Origin of the sequence: Streptomyces sp. WAC 06738 (assembly GCF_003945505.1) — a bacterium.
Classification (GTDB): Bacteria; Actinomycetota; Actinomycetes; order Streptomycetales; family Streptomycetaceae; genus Streptomyces.
Genome location: NZ_CP029618.1, coordinates 2,670,963 through 2,687,908 on the forward strand (window position 1 = coordinate 2,670,963; position 16,946 = coordinate 2,687,908).

Consider the following 16,946-nt stretch of genomic DNA (forward strand, 5'->3'; position numbering starts at 1 on the left):
CGGTCCGCCCCCTGGGCCGACCCGATCGGTCCCCGCACAAGCATGTCGCCCACCCCATGCGATCAAGTCAAGGAGCCGTCCGGGGAAGGCAGTCCGGAGGAGTGTCGAGGACTTCGAGGTCGCCCTTCATGCCGAGGGCAGCGACGATGGCGGTCGTATCCATGCCGTGAACAGCGATGTGCACACCGCCCAGCGCCGGGTGCTCGATCTTGTGGATCGCGGTGCGCTGGTTCTCGGTAATCCAGATGTCCTCGTACCAGTCGGAACGGGTATCACCTGCGACCTCCATGAGCCAGTCATCGTCCCAACTACACTCAGTGATCGCCTTCGAGGCATCTGCCCCGCGCAACCAGGTGACCGGGCGTGGGATCTGCCGCCCGCTGATTCCCGGTCGTGCGGTAACCCAATCGTCGCCGTCGTCCACCGGCGCCCGGGGGCGGAGCACGTCGGCAAGCTCCCGCTCCTCCTCCTTCCGGACGATCGGCGGGTCCGCCAGATCGGCCGCGACCTGCAACGCATACGCAGCCAGGCCCCGCACCTTCTCATCATCGACCACAGCGGCGCGTTGCAGCAGGCTGAGACTCTCCTGCTCGATCGAGCCGCCACCCACCGCCATGGCGAGGGCCACCATGAGCTGTGGGTCACCGTCCGGCTCCGCCTCGATCCGGGCGCGGATCATCTGCTCGCTCCAGCCGTGCAGCCGGTCTCCAACCACCTGGCGGATCGCAACGGCGTCCTCGGGAACCGCAGTGCGTACCAGCACGGCCTTGACCGGCACCTCCACGGCCTGTGCCTCAATCAGCAGGTCACCGGCCTCATCGGAGTAGAGCGTGGCCAACACCTCGATGCCGAACATGCCACTGGCGTCAACCGAGAACTCCTTACCTGACGCCATGGCCACGGCCTGGAGCAATTCCTCATCCACATGCGCGTCATGTGGCACAACCAGCGCGCACCGAACCCTCGCCATGCGCGAGCCTCCTCCGTACACAGATCGGACCGGAACAGCGACTCCGACGCACCACCATGGCTGTGCGGTTCCGCCGCAACAGGGCCTGTCGCCCGCATCCGACCGGCACCGGCGCCAACGGCACGAACGGTCACCCGGTGAACCTTCGCGGTCGCGGCGCTAGCGCCCGGCTGGACTCTCTCCCCGTGTCAGGGCGTTGCCTGGCCGCATGACCGACTACACGGGCTCCGGCCCCTACTGCTACGCCAACTCCCTCGTCATGTCCCTTCCCGGCGCGGCCGCGCGCCCCTCCCCCGGTCTCGTGGAGACCCTCACCGGCTCCCCCTTCGGCGTCCAGCTTCTCGGCGGCACCGTCCCGCTCTTCGACCCGTACGGCTGGGACCCCGAGATCGGCCTCGACGATGCCGTCGCCCTGCTCGGCTTCCGCTGCGACCGCACCTCCGGCGGGTCCGCCGACGAGGCGATGGCGCGGCTGCGGACGGCGTGCGCGCGCGGTCCCGTGCTGGTCGGGCCGGTCGACATGGGCCTGCTGCTGTACCACCCCGGCACCCCGTGGGGCCCCTCGGCCGGCGGCAACGACCACTACGTGGTCGCGCTGGCCGCCGACGGCGACACGGTCCTCCTCCACGACCCGCACGGCCACCCCTACGCCACCCTGCCGGCCGGCGAGTTCCTGGCGTCCTGGCGGGCGGAGGCGGTGGAGTACACGGCGGAGCCGTATGTGATGCGGGCGGGCTTCGAGCGGGTCCGCACGGTCACGGCGGAGGAGGCGGTACGGGCCGCGCTCCCCGGCGCCGCCGCGTGGCTCGCCGGACGCGCCGACCTGCCCGTGCCGCCGGGGACGGTGGGCGGGGCCGAGGCGCTGGAGAGGCTGGCGGACCGGGCCGCGGCGGGGCTCGACGCGGGGGTGCGGGAGCTGCTGGCGGACTTCGCGGTACGGGTCGGGGCGCGCCGGCTCGCGGACGCGTCGGCGTATGTGCGGCGGGCGGGGCTCGGCCGGGCCGCGGCGGTGCTTGAGGAGCAGGCGCGGCTGGTGGGGGCGGTGCAGTATCCGCTGGTGCGGGGTGACGGGGCCGCGCTGGCCGAGGTGCTGCGCAGGCTGGCACCGACGTACGGGCGGCTGCGGGAGGTGCTGGCGGCGGGCTGAAGGAGCGAACCGCCGGGGCCGCGCGGGTCAGGCCGGGGCCCGCGCCCCGTCCCCCCGCGCCCCGTCGTCGTCCGGCCCGCCGTCCTGCTCCCCGCCCGCCTCCGCTACGGGCCGCGCCCCCCGCGTCGCCAGCCACACCCCCGTCCCCACCGCCGCCACCCCCACCGTCGCCGCGCCGGACCCCGCCAGCACCGCCCGCGCCCCGAACGCCGCGACCAGCGGCCCGCCGAGCGCCGCCCCGACCGGCGTCGACGTGAGCAGCACCGCGCCCCGCGCCGCGAGCACCGTGGTCAGCCAGCCCTGCGGCGTGCGGTTCTGGAAGAGGGTGAACGACAGCGCCGGATACGGGCCGTACACGGCGCCGCCCAGCGCGAAGCAGGCCATCGCCGCGGCGGTCCCGGCCCCGAGTCCGTACGGCAGCAGCAGCGTCGCGCCCCAGCCGGCGACGATGCCGAGCGTCACCGGCCACAGCGGCAGCCGCCGCAGCGCGCCGACCGTCAGCCCGCCGGCGACCGCGCCGACGCCGAAGGCGGTCCAGAAGAGGCCGAGGAGCCCGGCGTCGCCGTCGAGCGCGCCGGTGACGTAGAGCGGGAGGGCGACCTCGACGGGGCCGTAGAGGGCGAAGAACAGCCAGGTGAGGACGAGGATCGCGAGCAGTTCGCGCTCTCCGGCGAGGAGCCGCAGCCCGCGCCCCGCGGGCCCGGCCGCCGCGTTCGCACGCTCCTCGCCGCCGGGTCCCAGCCGGGCGGTCTGCACGGCGAGAACGGCGTACGTCAGCGCGTCCAGGCCGATGATCCACGCCGGGCTGACGGCCGTGGCGAGGAACCCGGCCGCCGCGGGTCCCGCGACGATGCTCGTGGACATGCTGGCGCCGAGCAGGGCGTTGGCGGCCAGCCGGTGCCGCTCCGGCAGCAGTTCGCCGACGAGCGTGAACTTCCCCGCGCTGCCCCAGGCGGTCAGCACCGACGAGCAGCCGAGCAGCACGACGTACGTCACGGGGTCCAGGACGCCGAGGCCCCAGGCGAGCGGCACGCAGCCCAGCAGGGTGCCGCGCAGCGCGCAGTTGGCGATGAGCAGCCGGCGCGCGGGCAGCTTCCGCAGCCACCGCCCGAGCAGCAGCACGCCCGCTGCCCCCGGCAGCGCGTACGCGGCGAGCGCGGCCCCGACGAGCAGGCCCTCGCGGCCGTCCGGGGCGATGAGGAGGGCCAGCCAGGCCACCGCGACCATGCTCATGCCGCCGCCGAAGTCCGAGGCGACGAAGGCGGGCAGCAGCCGGCGCAGCCGGGGGTGCGCGAACACGGGGCGGTAGGCGCGCGGCACGAGGGGGCGGGTCACGCCGCCAGCGTGATGGTTGAACCAAGGTCGAGGTCAAGGGGCGACGACGGGGCTCCACTCGCGGACGCCGACGACCCGGACGCCGGGGGTGCGGTAGTACGGGTCGCCGGCCATGAGCGCGTCGAGCCGGTCGCGGGTCGTGTCGAAGACGAGCAGGGCGCCGGAGTCGTCGGCCCAGGGCCCGGCGGCGAGGAGGACCTTGTCGCGGTGCAGCCGGGCGAGCCGCTCGCGGTGGGCGGTCCTGGCGGCGAGGCGGTCGGGGGTGGGGGTGAAGGACAGTTCGAGTACGAGCATGGGGGCGACGGTACGGTCGGGGGCGTGAGGGGATCTGTATCACCCGATACACCGGCGCCGGACGCGGAGCCCGGTGCGAGCGCCGCGCTCCGGGGCGTACCGCTGCTCCGCGGCCTCCCCCAGGACCGCCTCCGCGCCCTGTGGCGCGCCTCCCTCCCGCGGCGGTTCGCCACCGGGGGCGTCCTGCGCACCGCCGGGGAGCCCGCCGGGCACCTGCTCCTGCTCCTCGACGGCCGCGTGGCCGCCACCGTCGTCTCCGCGGGCGGGCGGGTGGTACGGGTCGGGGCGTGGGCGGGGCCGTGTGCGCTGGACAAGGTCGCGGTCATCGACGGCCGCGGGCACACCGCGACGTACACCGCCCTCACCCCCTGCACCGTGCGCAGCCTGCCCCGGGCGGACTTCCTCGCGCTCGTGGACGACGCCGCCGCCGTCCGCGCCCACGTCCTGCGCACCCTCGCGGCCCAGGCCCGCGACCAGCAGACCCGCTTCACCGCGGCGGCGACCCTCCCCGCGCCCGCCCGGCTCGCGGGCTGGCTGCTCGACGAGGCCGCCCGCCGCCGCTCCCGCCGGGTGCCCCTCCCCGGCGGCCAGCAGGCCCTGGCCGACCACCTCGGGGTCACCCGCGTCACCCTCAACCGCGCGCTCTCCGGACTCCGCCGGGACGGCGTGCTGACGTACGCGCACGGTGACATCGAGATCATCGCGCCCGAGACCCTGGTGCTGCGCGCCACACCCGGCGCCCGCTGACCCACCGCGGCGAAACGGGCAGGGGCCCGGCCGCGCCCGCCGTACGCCCCGGTACGAAGCCGGCCCTCAGGACCCGTATCCGAGCGGCCCCCAGCCCGCGGCGACCGCCCCCGACCCCGATCGGGTCGCACGATCGCGTCGCCTCCCCTACCGTGACCTATCCTCGATAATCAGAACATAAGGAGCAAATCAACCGAAGGACGCCACCACCATGCGACTCCCGCTCCGCGGCGGCCACCGCCGTGACGTCGGAGGCGCCGAGGACCCCGCCGCACCCGGCGCGTCCGCGATCCCGCGCGTCCTGTTCCCCCTGCTGATCATCGCGATCACCCTCGTCATCGACATCGCGACGCCCCGCACGACGCAGGTCGCCCCCCTGCTGGTCGCCGCGCCCGTCGTCGCCGCGGCGACCCTCTCGGTATGGACCACCGCCGCGTTCTCCGCCGTCGTGATCGGGCTGACCGTGGCGCTCAACGTCTACCACGACGTCTGGGGCCAGCTCAGCTCCGACATGACCTTCGCGTCCGCGTGCGCGGTGGGCATCGCCAGCATCGTCGGCGCCGCCATCCGGCAGCAGCGGGAGACCGAGCTGCGGCAGGTCAGATCGGTGGCCGGCGCCGCGCAGCGGGCACTGCTGCGGCCGCTGCCGCCGCGGATCGACCGGCTCGCCCTGCACAGCGTCTATCTCGCCGCCGAGGCGGAGGCCCAGATCGGCGGGGATCTGTACGAGGCGCTGCCGACCCCGTACGGCGCCCGGGTGCTCATCGGCGACGTACGCGGCAAGGGGCTGCCCGCCGTCGGCGTCTCCGCCGTGCTGACCGGGTGCTTCCGCGAGGCCGCGTACCGGGAGCCGACGATCGGCGAGGTCGCCGGGCGGCTGGAGGAGACCGCGCTGCGGGAGATCGCCCGGGACGACCCGTCGGAGATGTACAGCGAGCGCTTCACCACCGCCCTGCTGGTGGAGATCCCGCCGGACGAGCCCGTCGCCCGCATCGTGCACCTGGGCCACCCCGAGCCGCTGCTCATCGACGGCGCCACCGTCACCAGCCACATGCCCGACCGGCCGGGCCTCCCGATCGGGCTCGGCGGCCTGGTCGGCACCCTGCCGGTGCCGCAGACCATCGCCTTCCGCCCCGGCGAGCGGCTGCTGCTCTACACGGACGGGTTCATCGAGGCCCGCAACGAGAACGGCGTCTACTTCCCGCTCGCCGCCAGCGTCGCCCGCCACGCCGAAGGCGCGCTGGCCGACCTCGTCACGGCCCTGCGCAGGGACCTGCTGCGGCACGCCGGCCGGCAGTTGGCCGACGACGCGGCGCTGGTGGTCATCGAGCGCCTGCCGAGCACCCCGCCACCGCTCTGACCGGGCGGGGCGCCCGCCCGTCCGAAAGCCATCGGTCCGCGACCATGCGCCATTGCCCGGGGCGCGCGGCGTTGCTTGCATATGGGACGCACCGCAGACCGATGGTCCACCTCCCACATGCCCGCGGAGACCTCGATGTCCGGCGACGAGTTTGTCATGCCCGCGCTCGCCGCGGCCTTCGACGACCGGGACGCCGGCAAGGCCCTTGCCGCACTCGGCGAGCTGCTCGACACGCCGGCCCCCGGCGGGCGCCCGGCCCTGTGGCACCCGCTGGGCTGCTTCCGCCTCGACCTGGCCGGGGCCGCATCACGCCGGCGGTACGCGCTGCACTGCTGGCCGCGCGGCGAACGGCATCCGGCGGCACGGACGCTGACCGTGCACCGGCACGCGTACGCGCTGGAAAGCCTGGTGATCGACGGGGAGTTACGCTACCGGCGGTTCGGCGGGGCGCCGGGCGGGGTGCGCGGGCCGCTGTACCGGGCGGAGGGAGGGGGCCGGCTCTCCGTGCTCAAGCGGACGGAGGAGGTCGCGGAGTTGGAGGTCGTGGAGGACCGGCTGCTGGGACCCGGCCGCTTCTACGCGGCGTCCGCGGCGGACTTCCACGAGAGCCGGGTGGCGGAGGCGGGGTTCTGCGTCACGCTGACGAGGACGTCCCCGAAGCTACGCCCCGGCGCCCACGCACTGGGCGAGTTCACGACCCCACCGGTGCTCCTGTACCGCCGCAGGCCGGTGGCCGAGCCCCTGCTGACCCGCCTGAGGGACCACATCGGAAGACAGTGACGACAGGGGACGCCCCCGCCGGGCGCGGCGAAGCCGCGCAGAAACGACGAAGGCGACCCGGCCCACACTTCCGTGGGCACAGGTCGCCGATCGCATTCGTGGAGATGGCGGGAATCGAACCCGCGTCCAACGGTGCAGGGACAGGACTTCTCCGAGCGCAGTCCGCTACGTTTTTCTCGGCCCCGGAGATCACGCGGACAAGTCTCCGACGGGCTCAGTCACTGTGGTTTGTCCTGCTACACCCCGTGACCGGGTCTAGCAGTGGAGTTCCCTAGCTGATGCCAGGATCCGGGTCGGGAACAGCCCCGGGCTGACACTTCGCAAGTCGCTACTTAGGCAGCGAGGGCGAAGGAATCGCGCTTGGTGTTGGCGATTATTTGTTTCGGCCTGTGGTTAACGAGATCATGGCCGCTTCCTCGGCTCGCTTCTCCTGTTCCGACAGCCGCTGTCGAAACCGATCATCCCCATGTGGTGTTTTCAAGGTGCGCAGCCCTCAGGAGCCGCTGCGGACATCCTACTGGAGGAACGCCGCGCCGTGCCACCGTATTCCACCCCGCGGCGCGCCGTCCGCGCAGGTCAGCCGCGGAACCTGCGGCGGGCCGCGGAGATCGCCTTCTGCGCCTCGCGGTTGTCCTGCTTCTCGCGCAGCGCCTGCCGCTTGTCGTACTCCCGCTTGCCGCGGGCCAGCGCGATCTCGACCTTCGCCCGGCCGTCCTTGAAGTACAGCGCCAGCGGCACGATCGTCAGCCCGGTCTCCTGCGTCTTGCCGATCAGCTTGTCGATCTCGGCCCGGTGCAGCAGCAGCTTGCGCTTGCGGCGCGCGGTGTGGTTCGTCCACGTACCCTGCGAGTACTCCGGGATGTGCACGTTGTGCAGCCAGATCTCGCCGCCGTCGAGGTGCGCGAAGCCGTCGGCGAGCGAGGCCCGGCCCTGGCGGAGCGACTTGACCTCGGTACCGGTCAGCACGAGCCCCGCCTCGTACGTGTCGAGGATGAGGTAGTCGTGCCGCGCCTTCTTGTTCTGCGCGATCAGCTTGCGACCCGTGTCTTTACCCATAGCCGGGCCATTGTCGCCTAGACGCCGCTCCCGAGGCCACTCAAAACCGTCCGGGCCTCCTCCTCGGCGCTCCGGCCGCCGGCGACGGCCAGGTCCAGGTCCGGGGTGACGCCGACGCCCTCCAGGCTGCGCCCGGCCGGGGTGCGGTACTCGCCGACCGTGAGCTCGGCGACCGAGCCGTCCGGCAGCGCCTTCGGCATCTGCACCGAGCCCTTGCCGAAGGTGCGGCTGCCGACGACGACGGCGCGGCCGCGGTCCTGGAGCGCCCCGGCCAGCAGCTCGGCGCTGCTCATCGTGCCGCCGTCGACGAGGACGACCATCGGCGTCCGGGTGTTCCCGCCCGGCTTCGCGTACAGCACCTGCTGGCTGCCCTCCAGGTCGTACGTCGCCACCACCCCGTCGTCGAGGAAGCCCGACGCCGCCTCGACGGCCTCCACGACCAGGCCGCCGGAGTTCCCCCGCAGGTCGAGGATGAGGCCGTCGCTGCCGCGCGCCTCCGCCGCGGCCCTGCGCACCTCCGCGCCGCTGCCCCGGGTGAAGCTCTCCACCCGGATCACGGGGGTCGCGGCGCCCTCGCCCCCGGGCCTGTCCTGCCGTACGGTCACGGGCTCGGTCGTCAGCTCCACCCGGCGCACGGGCCGCGTCCAGCGCCGCTCGCCGCGCTGGAGCGCAAGCACCACCGTGCTTCCTCGCGCCCCCTCGCCCAGTTCCTCGCCGCGCAGCAGCGCGACGACCTCGGTGACCGGGCGGCCCGCGACCGGGGTGCCGTCGACGGCGCGCAGCGTGTCGCCGGCGCGGATGCCGGCCTCGGCGGCCGGGCTCTCCTCGCCCACCTGGGCGATCTCCATCCGGCCGGCCCCGTCGGTCTTGATCCACAGCCCGACGCCGACGTACTTGCCCGCCAGCATCTGCTGGAGCGACTCGTACTCGCGCGCGCTGTACGCCGTCGACCAGCGGTCTCCGCTGCGGCTGACCAGCTCGCCCGCCGAGCCGGCGGTGTCGCCCTCGCCGGCCCGCGGCTCGTAGTCCTGCTCGTCGGCGACGTGCCCCGTGAGCACCTTGGGCGGGCGCTCGGCCTCGCCCGGCCAGGACCCGGTGGCGGCGCCGGTGGCCAGGACGCTGACGAAGACCAACGTCAGGGAGGCCCCGCGGCGGAAGGCGCTGCGGGGCCTGTCGCTGTCAGCCGGGCCCGACATGTCGCTGAGTGTAGGACAGCGGCGGGTGCGGCAGGGGGAGTTGGCCCCGCCACTGCACGCACGTGGCCTACGCCACACCCGCCCCGATTGTCAGACCTTGAGGTACTTCCGCAGCGCGAAGAAGGCCGCGATACCCGGCATGAGCAGCCCGATCGCGACGACGAGGGGCAGCACCCGGATCACTTCGTCCCAGCCGATGAAGTTGATCAACAGGATCTTGTCGGCGAGCCAGTTGTCGATCAGGAAGTGCTTGCCGCCGACCAGCAGCACGGCCGCGAAGCTCGCGCCGATCAGCCCGGCGACGGCGGCCTCGACGATGAACGGCAACTGGATGTAGACGCTGGACGCGCCCACCAGCCGCATGATGCCGGTCTCCCGCCTTCGGCTGAACGCCGACACCCGTACCGTGTTGACGATCAGCATGATCGCCACGACGAGCATCAGCGCCATCACACCGATGGCCGCGTACGTCATGCCGTTGAGCAGGTTGAAGAGGCTCTCCAGCACATTGCGCTGGTCCTGCACCTCCTGGACGCCGGGTCTGTCGGCGAAGGCGCTGGTGATGACCTCGTACCGCTCGGGATCCGTCAGCTTGACGCGGAAGGACTCCTGCATCTGGTCCGGCGTGAGGGAGGAGGCCAGCGGCGAGTCGCCGAACTGCTCCTTGTAGTGCTTGTACGCCTCTTCGCTGGACTCGTAGTGCACGCTCTCGACGACGTCGAGGGCCTTCAGGTCGTCCTGGATCTCCTTCTTCTGCTCGGCCGTGACCGCGCCCCGCTCGCAGTTGGGCGAGGTCTCGGCGTCGACTTCGTTGCAGAAGAAGATGGAGACGTTGACCTTGTCGTACCAGTAGCCCTTCATGGTGTCGACCTGCTTGCCCATGAGCCAGGAGGCCCCGAACAGGGCCAGCGACAGGGCCACGGAGACGATCACCGCGAAGGTCATCGTCAGATTGCGGCGGAGACCTACACCGATCTCCGAGAAGACGAACTGGGCGCGCATGCCCGTCCTTTCAGCTCCGGGGGCAGCGGCTCAGTGCTGGTATCCGTAGACACCGCGCGACTGGTCGCGGACCAGCCGCCCCAACTCGAGTTCGATGACGCGCCGGCGCATCTGGTCGACGATCTGCTGATCATGCGTGGCCATGATCACTGTGGTACCGGTCCTGTTGATGCGGTCGAGCAGCTTCATGATGCCGACCGAGGTCTGCGGGTCGAGGTTGCCCGTCGGCTCGTCCGCGATGAGGAGCATCGGCCGGTTGACGAACGCCCGCGCGACGGCGACCCGCTGCTGCTCACCGCCGGACAACTCGCCGGGCATCCGGTCGCCCTTGCCGGAGAGGCCCACGAGGTCGAGCACCTCGGGGACGGTCTTGCGGATCTGCCCGCGGGGCTTGCCGATCACTTCGAGGGCGAACGCGACGTTCTCCGCGACGGTCTTGTTCGGCAGCAGCCGGAAGTCCTGGAAGACCGTGCCCAACTGGCGCCGCATCTGCGGCACCTTCCAGTTGGACAGCCGGGCGAGATCCTTGCCGAGCACGTACACCTGGCCGTGCGTGGTCCGCTCCTCGCGGAGGATGAGCCGCAGGAACGTGGACTTGCCGGAGCCGGAGGACCCCACGAGGAACACGAACTCGCCGCGCTCGATCTCCAGCGAGACGTCCTGGAGCGCTGGACGGTTCTGCTTGGGGTACATCTTGGTGACGTTGTCGAATCGGATCACGCTGGGCTCCCTGTCGCGGTCGCAGGTGACCTTACGCGAATGCGGCGGGGGCGCGCAGTCGCCGTGGGCGGTTGGTGCGTTTCGTCACGGACAAACCGCCCCGGGTGCCGGCGGGGAATCCGTTGACACGCGCCGATTCGGTCCGGACCTGGCACAGTGGTAGAGGGAGAAACGGAACCGGCGGTGCACGGAGAGCGAAGCGGGAGGAGGAAGCACATGACACGCGATTGGCTGGTCTGCGCGAGCTGTGCGGGGCCCGTGAGCGAGGGCCGCTGTCCCGTCTGCCGGGCGAGCAGGGAGCGCATGCGCCAGGAGAACGGCTGGCACGGCGTGACGCCGACGACGGTGTGGATACTGCTGGCGCTGCTGGCGGCCGTGGCGGCGGTGCTGTTCCTGCAGCAGCGGACGGCGTAGCGCGGCGGAGTCCGCGGGGGGCGCGGGGCGTACGGCGCCCGGGAAACCCACGTATGTGATCTGCGTCACATCGCTTCACCGACGGTGCGTAGCGAAGTGCCGGAAACCGCCACACAGCGCTACGAAAGACGCGGAAGGGCCCGGAGCGATTCGCTCCGGGCCCTTCGTGTCGCCTGTGGGGCGGGGGCTGGGTCAGGCAGCCGACTCGTTGCGGGTCATCAGCCGCGGCAGCAGCCGGAAGCCGACGCCGCCGGCGATGATGCTGGCCGCACCGACGAGCAGGTACGTGGTGCCGCTGGAACCGGTGTCGGCGAGCTGCTCCTGCGGCTCGCTGTCGCCGGCCGGCGAGGGCTCGCTGCCGCCGGAGGTCGACTCGGCCTCGCAGATCACGCTGTCGCCGTCCAGCTCGCAGTCGGTGTCGCCACCGCCGGTGCCGCCGGTGGTCTGCTGGCCGCCGGTGGTCTGCTGACCACCGTCGTCGCCGGAGCCGCCGTCGTCGCCGGAACCACCGTCGTCGGCACCGCCGTCGGTGGTGCCGCCGTCGTCCGTGGTGCCACCGTCGTCGGTCGTGCCGCCGTCGTCCGTGGTCCCGCCGTCATCGGTGGTCCCGCCGTCATCGGTCGTACCACCGTCGTCCGTGGTCCCGCCGTCATCGGTGGTCCCGCCGTCATCGGTCGTACCACCGTCGTCGGTCGTGCCGCCGTCATCGGTCGTACCACCGTCGTCGGTGGTGCCGCCGTCGTCGACGCCACCGGGGCCGGCGACGTCGCCGCCGGTGTCGGTCGCGCCGATGCCGGCCACACCCGCGATCGCGCTGACCTCAAGTCCGTTGCCCTGGCGACCGCTGTCGCCGCCGCCGTCGTCGCCGGTGGCCTGCGCCGCTCCGGCAGCGGCGAGCGAGGCTCCGCCGGCGATCAGCGCGCTGGCGGCGATTCGCGCCACCCGTACACGCACCTTGTTCGTCATTGCTCGCTACCCCCAGTAGCCGTACTCGTCAGTGGGCTGGCGTCGGTACGGGGCCTGTTCGCGGCGGGCTTACCCCCCTGAGTCACACGAACCCCACACACCTGCAGAAAGCTCGGCGGCAAGCCTCTCGGGTATTCGCTGGAGCGTCAAGCGAGTTGAGACGGGGTTGTACCTTTTCCCGGCCAATGTCCGGGGTAAGTGGTGCACGACTGTGACACTCGCTCTGGGACCCGCAACGCCCGCGGTCAGCCGTGGAATTGCAGCGGAAGGACCGGGCCGCGGACGCGCTCCCGCGACCGGCGGATATCAGCCCTCGGCGGCCGCCTGCTCCTGCTGCTTGCGCCAGCGGATGCCCGCCTCCAGGAAGCCGTCGATCTCACCGTCGAGGACCGCCTGCGGGTTGCCCACCTCGTGCGTCGTGCGCAGGTCCTTGACCATCTGGTAGGGCTGGAGCACGTACGACCGCATCTGGTTGCCCCACGAGCCGGCGCTGTCGCCCTTGAGCGCGTTCATCTTCGCCTGCTCCTCCTCCTTGCGCTTGGCGAGCAGGCGGGCCTGGAGCACGCGCATGGCGGCGGCGCGGTTCTGGATCTGCGACTTCTCGTTCTGGCAGGAGACGACGATGCCGGTCGGCAGGTGCGTGATGCGGATCGCGGAGTCCGTGGTGTTGACGGACTGGCCGCCGGGCCCGGAGGAACGGAAGACATCGATCCGGATCTCGTTCTCCGGGATCTCGATGTGGTCGGTCTGCTCCACGACGGGCAGCACCTCGACGCCGGCGAACGACGTCTGGCGGCGCCCCTGGTTGTCGTACGGGGAGATGCGCACCATGCGGTGCGTCCCCTGCTCGACGGAGAGAGTGCCGTACGCGTACGGGGCCTTGACGGCGAAGGTCGTCGACTTGATGCCGGCCTCTTCCGCGTACGAGGTGTCCAGCACCTCCGTCGGATAGCCCTTGTGCTCCGCCCAGCGCAGATACATGCGCTGCAACTGCTCGGCGAAGTCCGCGGCGTCCACGCCGCCCGCCTCGGCGCGGATGTTGACCATCGCCTCGCGCTGGTCGTACTCGCCGGACAGCAGCGTGCGCACCTCCAGCTCCTCGACCGCGCGCCGGACGTCGGACAGCTCGCCCTCGGCCTCGCGCTGCGTGTCGGCGTCGCCCTCGCTCTCGGCGAGCTCGAAGAGGACCTCGAGGTCGTCGATCCGCCCGCGCAGCTCTTCGATCTTGCGCAACTGGCCCTGGAGGAGGGAGAGCCGGCTGGTGACCCGCTGCGCGTTCTCCGGGTCGTCCCAGAGGGCGGGGGCCGCCGCCTCCTCTTCGAGCGCGGCGATGTCGGCCCTCAGCCTGTCGAGGTCGAGCACGGCCTCGATGGAGTCCATGGTGGAGCCGAGGGCCTTGAGCGATTCGGATACATCAGGTGCTGCCACCCCACCAGAGTACCGCTGCGCGCTCCGACCGCAGGTGGCGCGTATCCGCGGACCGGGACGGAGTCAGGGTTCCGAGGTGGTGGAGCGGTCGCCGCCGCCGCTCCCGCCCCCGCCGCCGTCGTCGCCGCCGCCCGACGCGACCAGCCAGCCGCCGACGCCCGCGAGGGCGATAACGGCCGCGGCGACCGTGAGCTTCAGCCGCTTCGCCCGGGTCGCGGTCGCGCGGGCGGCGCGGGCCGAGCCGGGCCGCGGCTGGCCGGCCAGCCGCGGTACGCGCGCGGTGCCCCGGGCGCCGCCGGCCAGCTCGTCGGCGCTGGGCATCCGCATGCTCGTGTGGGTGTCCCGGTTGGAGTCCGGGGCCGCGGACCGTACCAGCGGGACCGAGCCGCGCAGCGGCCGGCCGCCGGCGCCGGTCACGCCCGGCTCGCCCGCGGTGGCGAGGGCTCCGGCCGGGGCCGTCTCGCGGTCGCCGCCGAGCCGCATCGTGTGCGGCGACCGGCCGCCCGCCTCGTCCGCGCCGTCCGCCGACTCCTCCACGTCCAGCGGCGGCAGCCCGTCCAGGTCCGGCAGTATCTCGCGCAGCCGGGCGGCCAGCTCCACCGCCCGCAGCCGCGACGCGGGTGCCTTCGCGAGGCACTGCAGCAGCAGCTCCCAGAGCTCGTCGGGGATGCCGGGCAGCGGCGCGACGGTCTCCGTCACGTGCCGGCGCAGCACGGCGCCCGGGTGGCCCCCGCCGAAGGGGGTGAAGCCGGCCAGCAGCTCGTACAGCACGGTGGCCAGGGCGTAGATGTCGACGGCCGCGCGCGCGGGCAGGCCCTCGACGATCTCCGGGGCGACGTAGTCGGGGGTGCCGATGACGCGGCGCTGGGTCGGCACCCGGGTGCCCGCCGCCGTGCCGCCCCGCCCGCGGGGCGGGGGCGGGGGCTGGGGGGCGCGGCTGGGGGCGTCGATGAGCTTGGCGACGCCGAAGTCGGTGAGCAGCGCGGGGGGCGCGCCGCCCGCGCCCGCGGGGGCGTCGGAGTCCAGCAGGACGTTCTCGGGCTTGACGTCCCGGTGGACGAGGCCCACGGCGTGCGCGGCGGCCAGGGCCTCCGCGATGTCGGCGGCGATGGCGACGGCGGCCTGCGGGAGCAGCCGGCGGTCGCGCTCCAGCCGGGTGCGCAGGTCCGTGCCGCGGACGAGGTCCATGACGAGCGCCAGGTCGCGGCCGTCGACGACGAGGTCGCGGACGCCGACGACGCGCGAGTGGTCCAGGCTCATCAGCGCGGCGCGCTCCCCCAGGAAGCGCTCGACCAGCTCCCGGTCCTCGGCCAGGTCCTCGCGGAGCAGCTTGATGGCGACCGGCCCGTCCGGGCCCTCGCCGAGCCACACCGTGCCCGCGCTGCCGCGTCCGATCACCTGATGGGCGGCGTATCGGCTGCCGATTCTGCGTGCCATGCCACAAAGCTACGCGGCGCCACGGGCGTTGGCTGCCGGACCGGCGCGGAAACCCCCCGTGGGTGTCGACTTGTCGGCATGCTCACAGGCCAGGGGGCGGTTCGGGGCCTGGGGAGCCCCTTCTGTCACCGCTCCGCGGCGGTCACCGGTCCACGGAGACCGGCCCGTCGGTCACGGGCGCTCCGGTTACTGGCCGCCGTTCTTCAGGCCGTCGATGCCCTTCTGGACGTCGTTGACACCCGAGTCGATGTCGTCCTTCGTCTTCTGGGCGTCGTCGGCGGCGTCGTTGAACTCCGAGATCCAGTTCTTGAGGTCGGTGGCCCAGTCGGTCATCTGGTCCCAGAAGCCCTTGCCGTCCGCGATCCAGTCCTGGACGGGGGTCAGCTCCCAGATCAGCCAGGAGCCGACGACCAGGATGAGGACGGTGAAGAGGCAGCCCTTCAGGCAGCCGAGTCCCGGGATGCGCATGGGGTTCGCGCTGCGCCGCCGCTCGCGCGGGGGCTGCGGCGGGGGCGCGGGGGGCTGCGGGCGGGGCTCGTAGCGCTGGGGCGGCGGCTCGCGGCGCTGCGGCGGGGCGGCGTACGCCTCGGGCGGCGGCTGCCGGCGCTGGACGCGCCGCGGCGGGCGGCGGCGCAGCGGGTCCTCGCTGGGGTCGAGGTAGCCGATCTGCTGGGTCTGCTCGCCGCGGTCGCGGGCGGCGCGCATCTGGGTCTCCCAGGGGTGCGGGCCCTCCGGCTGCGGCGGCCCCTCGGTGACGGGCATCACACGGGTGCCGTCCTCGGACCCGGGCCCCTGCTGGGCGTGCGCGGCGGCGGCGCCCGCGCCGGCACCGGCCGCGGCTCCCGCGGCGCCGGCGGGCAGGACGCTGGTGGCCGCGTTCGGGTCGTACGCGCCCTGCTGCCCGGGGGCGCTGCCGCTGCCCCCGGGAGGACCTGCGTGGGGTCGGACGCACCGGTGCCGGTGCCCGGGACCTGCGCGGGGTGCGGGTCGGCGGCGAGGAGCGCGGCGACGCCGAGGGCGGCGGTCGCCTGCTCCGGGGTGGCGCCGGCGCCGATGCCGGCGGCCACGGTGCGCAGGCCGCGGGCCAGGTTCTCGGCGCTGGGGCGTTCGTCGGGGTTCTTGCGCAGGCAGGACTGGACGACGGTCCACATCGGGTCCGGCAGGCCGGGCGGGCGCTGCGCCTCCTGGTTGAGGTGCTGGTGGAGCACCTCCAGGGCGGAGCTGCCGCCGAAGGGCGGCCGGCCGGTGAGCAGCTCGTACAGCAGGATGCCGGCGCCGTAGACGTCCACGGCGGAGGTCTGCGGGCGGCCCTCGGCGGACTCGGGCGCCACGTACGCGGGCGTGCCGACGAACTCGTGGGCCCGGGTCAGGCCCGGGGAGTCCGCGAGCCGGGCGATGCCGAAGTCGGTGAGCATCGGCTGCATCCGGCCGGCCCCGTCGGGCCCGGTGCTCCCGGCGAGCAGCACGTTGGCGGGCTTGAGGTCGCGGTGGACGATGCCGTCGGCGTGGCTGGCGGCCAGCGCGTCCGCGATCTGGGCGGTGAGCAGGGCGGCGCCCACGGGCGTGAAGGGGCCGTTGTCTCGCAGGTAGCGGTGCAGGTCGGGACCGTCGACGAGGTCCATGACCAGGGCCAGCAGATCGCCCTCGACGACCAGGTCGCGGGTGCGGACGATGTTCGGGTGGGTGAGGCGGAGGAGCGCGGAGCGCTCCCGCAGGAACCGCATCACCACGTCGGGGTCGCCTGCCAGCTCCTCCTTGAGGACCTTGATGGCGACTACCTCGCCCGGGCTGCCCGCCACGGCGGCTTCCGCCCCCGCCGTCTCGCGCTGGCGGCCGCGCCACACGGTGCCCGTGGCGCCGCGCCCGAGCGGCTCTTCGAGGAGGTACTTGCTGCCTACCGGCCGCACGTCATGCGCTCCCTGGTCTGATCGTTCCTGGCGGCCCGCGGACCGGTCGGTCCGTGCGCCATCTGCACCACTCTAGTGGCGTCACCGCGGCGCCCGCCGGGGTCGGGCGGGACCCGGGGTCCGGCGTCCCGGTCAGCCCCTGGCCACCGGTTTTCCGGAAGGCGCCTCCTGTTTTGTGCCGTGCCCT

15 protein-coding genes, 1 other RNA gene and 1 pseudogene are annotated in these 16,946 nt (G+C 73.3%); 5 read left to right on the forward strand and 12 right to left on the reverse strand.

Annotated features, from left to right (window positions below; genetic code table 11):
* Nucleotides 1-67: 67 nt before the first annotated feature.
* Entirely contained in the window at nucleotides 68-970 is a 903-nt protein-coding gene (locus tag DMB38_RS11220; protein WP_125935052.1) for a hypothetical protein, read from the reverse strand.
* A gap of 208 nt (nucleotides 971-1,178) precedes the next feature.
* Between DMB38_RS11220 and DMB38_RS11225 the strand changes: the two genes are divergently transcribed.
* Nucleotides 1,179-2,117: a hypothetical protein gene (locus DMB38_RS11225; protein WP_125935053.1), complete on the forward strand. Its 939-nt coding sequence runs from the start codon at nucleotides 1,179-1,181 to the stop codon at nucleotides 2,115-2,117.
* 27 nt (nucleotides 2,118-2,144) lie between these two features.
* On the opposite strand, the gene DMB38_RS11230 is transcribed toward DMB38_RS11225, so the two are convergent.
* A complete protein-coding gene (locus DMB38_RS11230; protein WP_125935054.1) occupies nucleotides 2,145-3,452 on the reverse strand; it encodes an MFS transporter in 1,308 nt (435 codons plus the stop codon).
* A 33-nt stretch (nucleotides 3,453-3,485) separates the two neighbouring features.
* Nucleotides 3,486-3,746 (reverse strand): YciI family protein, encoded by a 261-nt coding sequence (locus DMB38_RS11235; RefSeq protein WP_125935055.1) that lies wholly within the window; start codon nucleotides 3,744-3,746, stop codon nucleotides 3,486-3,488.
* 24 nt (nucleotides 3,747-3,770) lie between these two features.
* On the opposite strand from DMB38_RS11235, the gene DMB38_RS11240 reads away from it, so the two are divergent.
* The 3 genes from DMB38_RS11240 (at nucleotide 3,771) to DMB38_RS11250 (ending at nucleotide 6,633) form a co-directional block, all read left to right on the forward strand.
* The gene (locus DMB38_RS11240; protein WP_164715961.1) at nucleotides 3,771-4,493 is read left to right on the forward strand and encodes a Crp/Fnr family transcriptional regulator; all 723 of its coding nucleotides are present in this window, start codon (nucleotides 3,771-3,773) and stop codon (nucleotides 4,491-4,493) included.
* Between the two features lie 211 nt (nucleotides 4,494-4,704).
* Nucleotides 4,705-5,853 carry a PP2C family protein-serine/threonine phosphatase gene (locus DMB38_RS11245; RefSeq protein WP_125935057.1) on the forward strand — a complete coding sequence of 383 codons (1,149 nt, stop codon included), beginning with the start codon at nucleotides 4,705-4,707 and terminating at the stop codon, nucleotides 5,851-5,853.
* 117 nt (nucleotides 5,854-5,970) lie between these two features.
* Nucleotides 5,971-6,633, forward strand: a complete 663-nt coding sequence (locus DMB38_RS11250) for a hypothetical protein (protein ID WP_125935058.1) — start codon at nucleotides 5,971-5,973, stop codon at nucleotides 6,631-6,633.
* Between the two features lie 96 nt (nucleotides 6,634-6,729).
* On the opposite strand, the gene ssrA is transcribed toward DMB38_RS11250, so the two are convergent.
* From ssrA to ftsE, 5 genes are all read right to left on the reverse strand, one after another.
* Nucleotides 6,730-7,099: a transfer-messenger RNA gene (gene ssrA / locus DMB38_RS11255) on the reverse strand.
* 110 nt (nucleotides 7,100-7,209) lie between these two features.
* On the reverse strand, nucleotides 7,210-7,689 hold the full coding sequence (gene smpB, locus DMB38_RS11260; protein WP_047016032.1) for an SsrA-binding protein SmpB: 480 nt from the start codon (nucleotides 7,687-7,689) through the stop codon (nucleotides 7,210-7,212).
* Between the two features lie 17 nt (nucleotides 7,690-7,706).
* A complete protein-coding gene (locus DMB38_RS11265) occupies nucleotides 7,707-8,822 on the reverse strand; it encodes a S41 family peptidase (protein WP_125938955.1) in 1,116 nt (371 codons plus the stop codon).
* A gap of 153 nt (nucleotides 8,823-8,975) precedes the next feature.
* Nucleotides 8,976-9,887 (reverse strand): permease-like cell division protein FtsX, encoded by a 912-nt coding sequence (gene ftsX / locus DMB38_RS11270; RefSeq protein ID WP_047016034.1) that lies wholly within the window; start codon nucleotides 9,885-9,887, stop codon nucleotides 8,976-8,978.
* Between the two features lie 30 nt (nucleotides 9,888-9,917).
* Nucleotides 9,918-10,607, reverse strand: a complete 690-nt coding sequence (gene ftsE, locus DMB38_RS11275; RefSeq protein WP_047016035.1) for a cell division ATP-binding protein FtsE — start codon at nucleotides 10,605-10,607, stop codon at nucleotides 9,918-9,920.
* 216 nt (nucleotides 10,608-10,823) lie between these two features.
* On the opposite strand from ftsE, the gene DMB38_RS11280 reads away from it, so the two are divergent.
* A complete protein-coding gene (locus DMB38_RS11280) occupies nucleotides 10,824-11,021 on the forward strand; it encodes a hypothetical protein (RefSeq protein ID WP_125935059.1) in 198 nt (65 codons plus the stop codon).
* A gap of 192 nt (nucleotides 11,022-11,213) precedes the next feature.
* Here the strand turns inward: DMB38_RS11280 and DMB38_RS11285 are convergent, their stop codons facing one another.
* The 4 genes and pseudogenes from DMB38_RS11285 to DMB38_RS11300 all read right to left on the reverse strand — a co-directional run bounded on the left by DMB38_RS11285 (nucleotide 11,214) and on the right by DMB38_RS11300 (nucleotide 16,759).
* Nucleotides 11,214-11,963 (reverse strand): hypothetical protein, encoded by a 750-nt coding sequence (locus tag DMB38_RS11285; protein WP_125935060.1) that lies wholly within the window; start codon nucleotides 11,961-11,963, stop codon nucleotides 11,214-11,216.
* Between the two features lie 330 nt (nucleotides 11,964-12,293).
* Nucleotides 12,294-13,415, reverse strand: a complete 1,122-nt coding sequence (gene prfB / locus DMB38_RS11290; RefSeq protein ID WP_125935061.1) for a peptide chain release factor 2 — start codon at nucleotides 13,413-13,415, stop codon at nucleotides 12,294-12,296.
* Nucleotides 13,416-13,478: 63 nt separating this feature from the next.
* On the reverse strand, nucleotides 13,479-14,852 hold the full coding sequence (locus DMB38_RS11295) for a serine/threonine-protein kinase (protein WP_206337676.1): 1,374 nt from the start codon (nucleotides 14,850-14,852) through the stop codon (nucleotides 13,479-13,481).
* Nucleotides 14,853-15,038: 186 nt separating this feature from the next.
* Nucleotides 15,039-16,759 (reverse strand): annotated as a pseudogene (locus DMB38_RS11300) (serine/threonine-protein kinase).
* Between the last annotated feature and the right edge of the window lie 187 nt (nucleotides 16,760-16,946).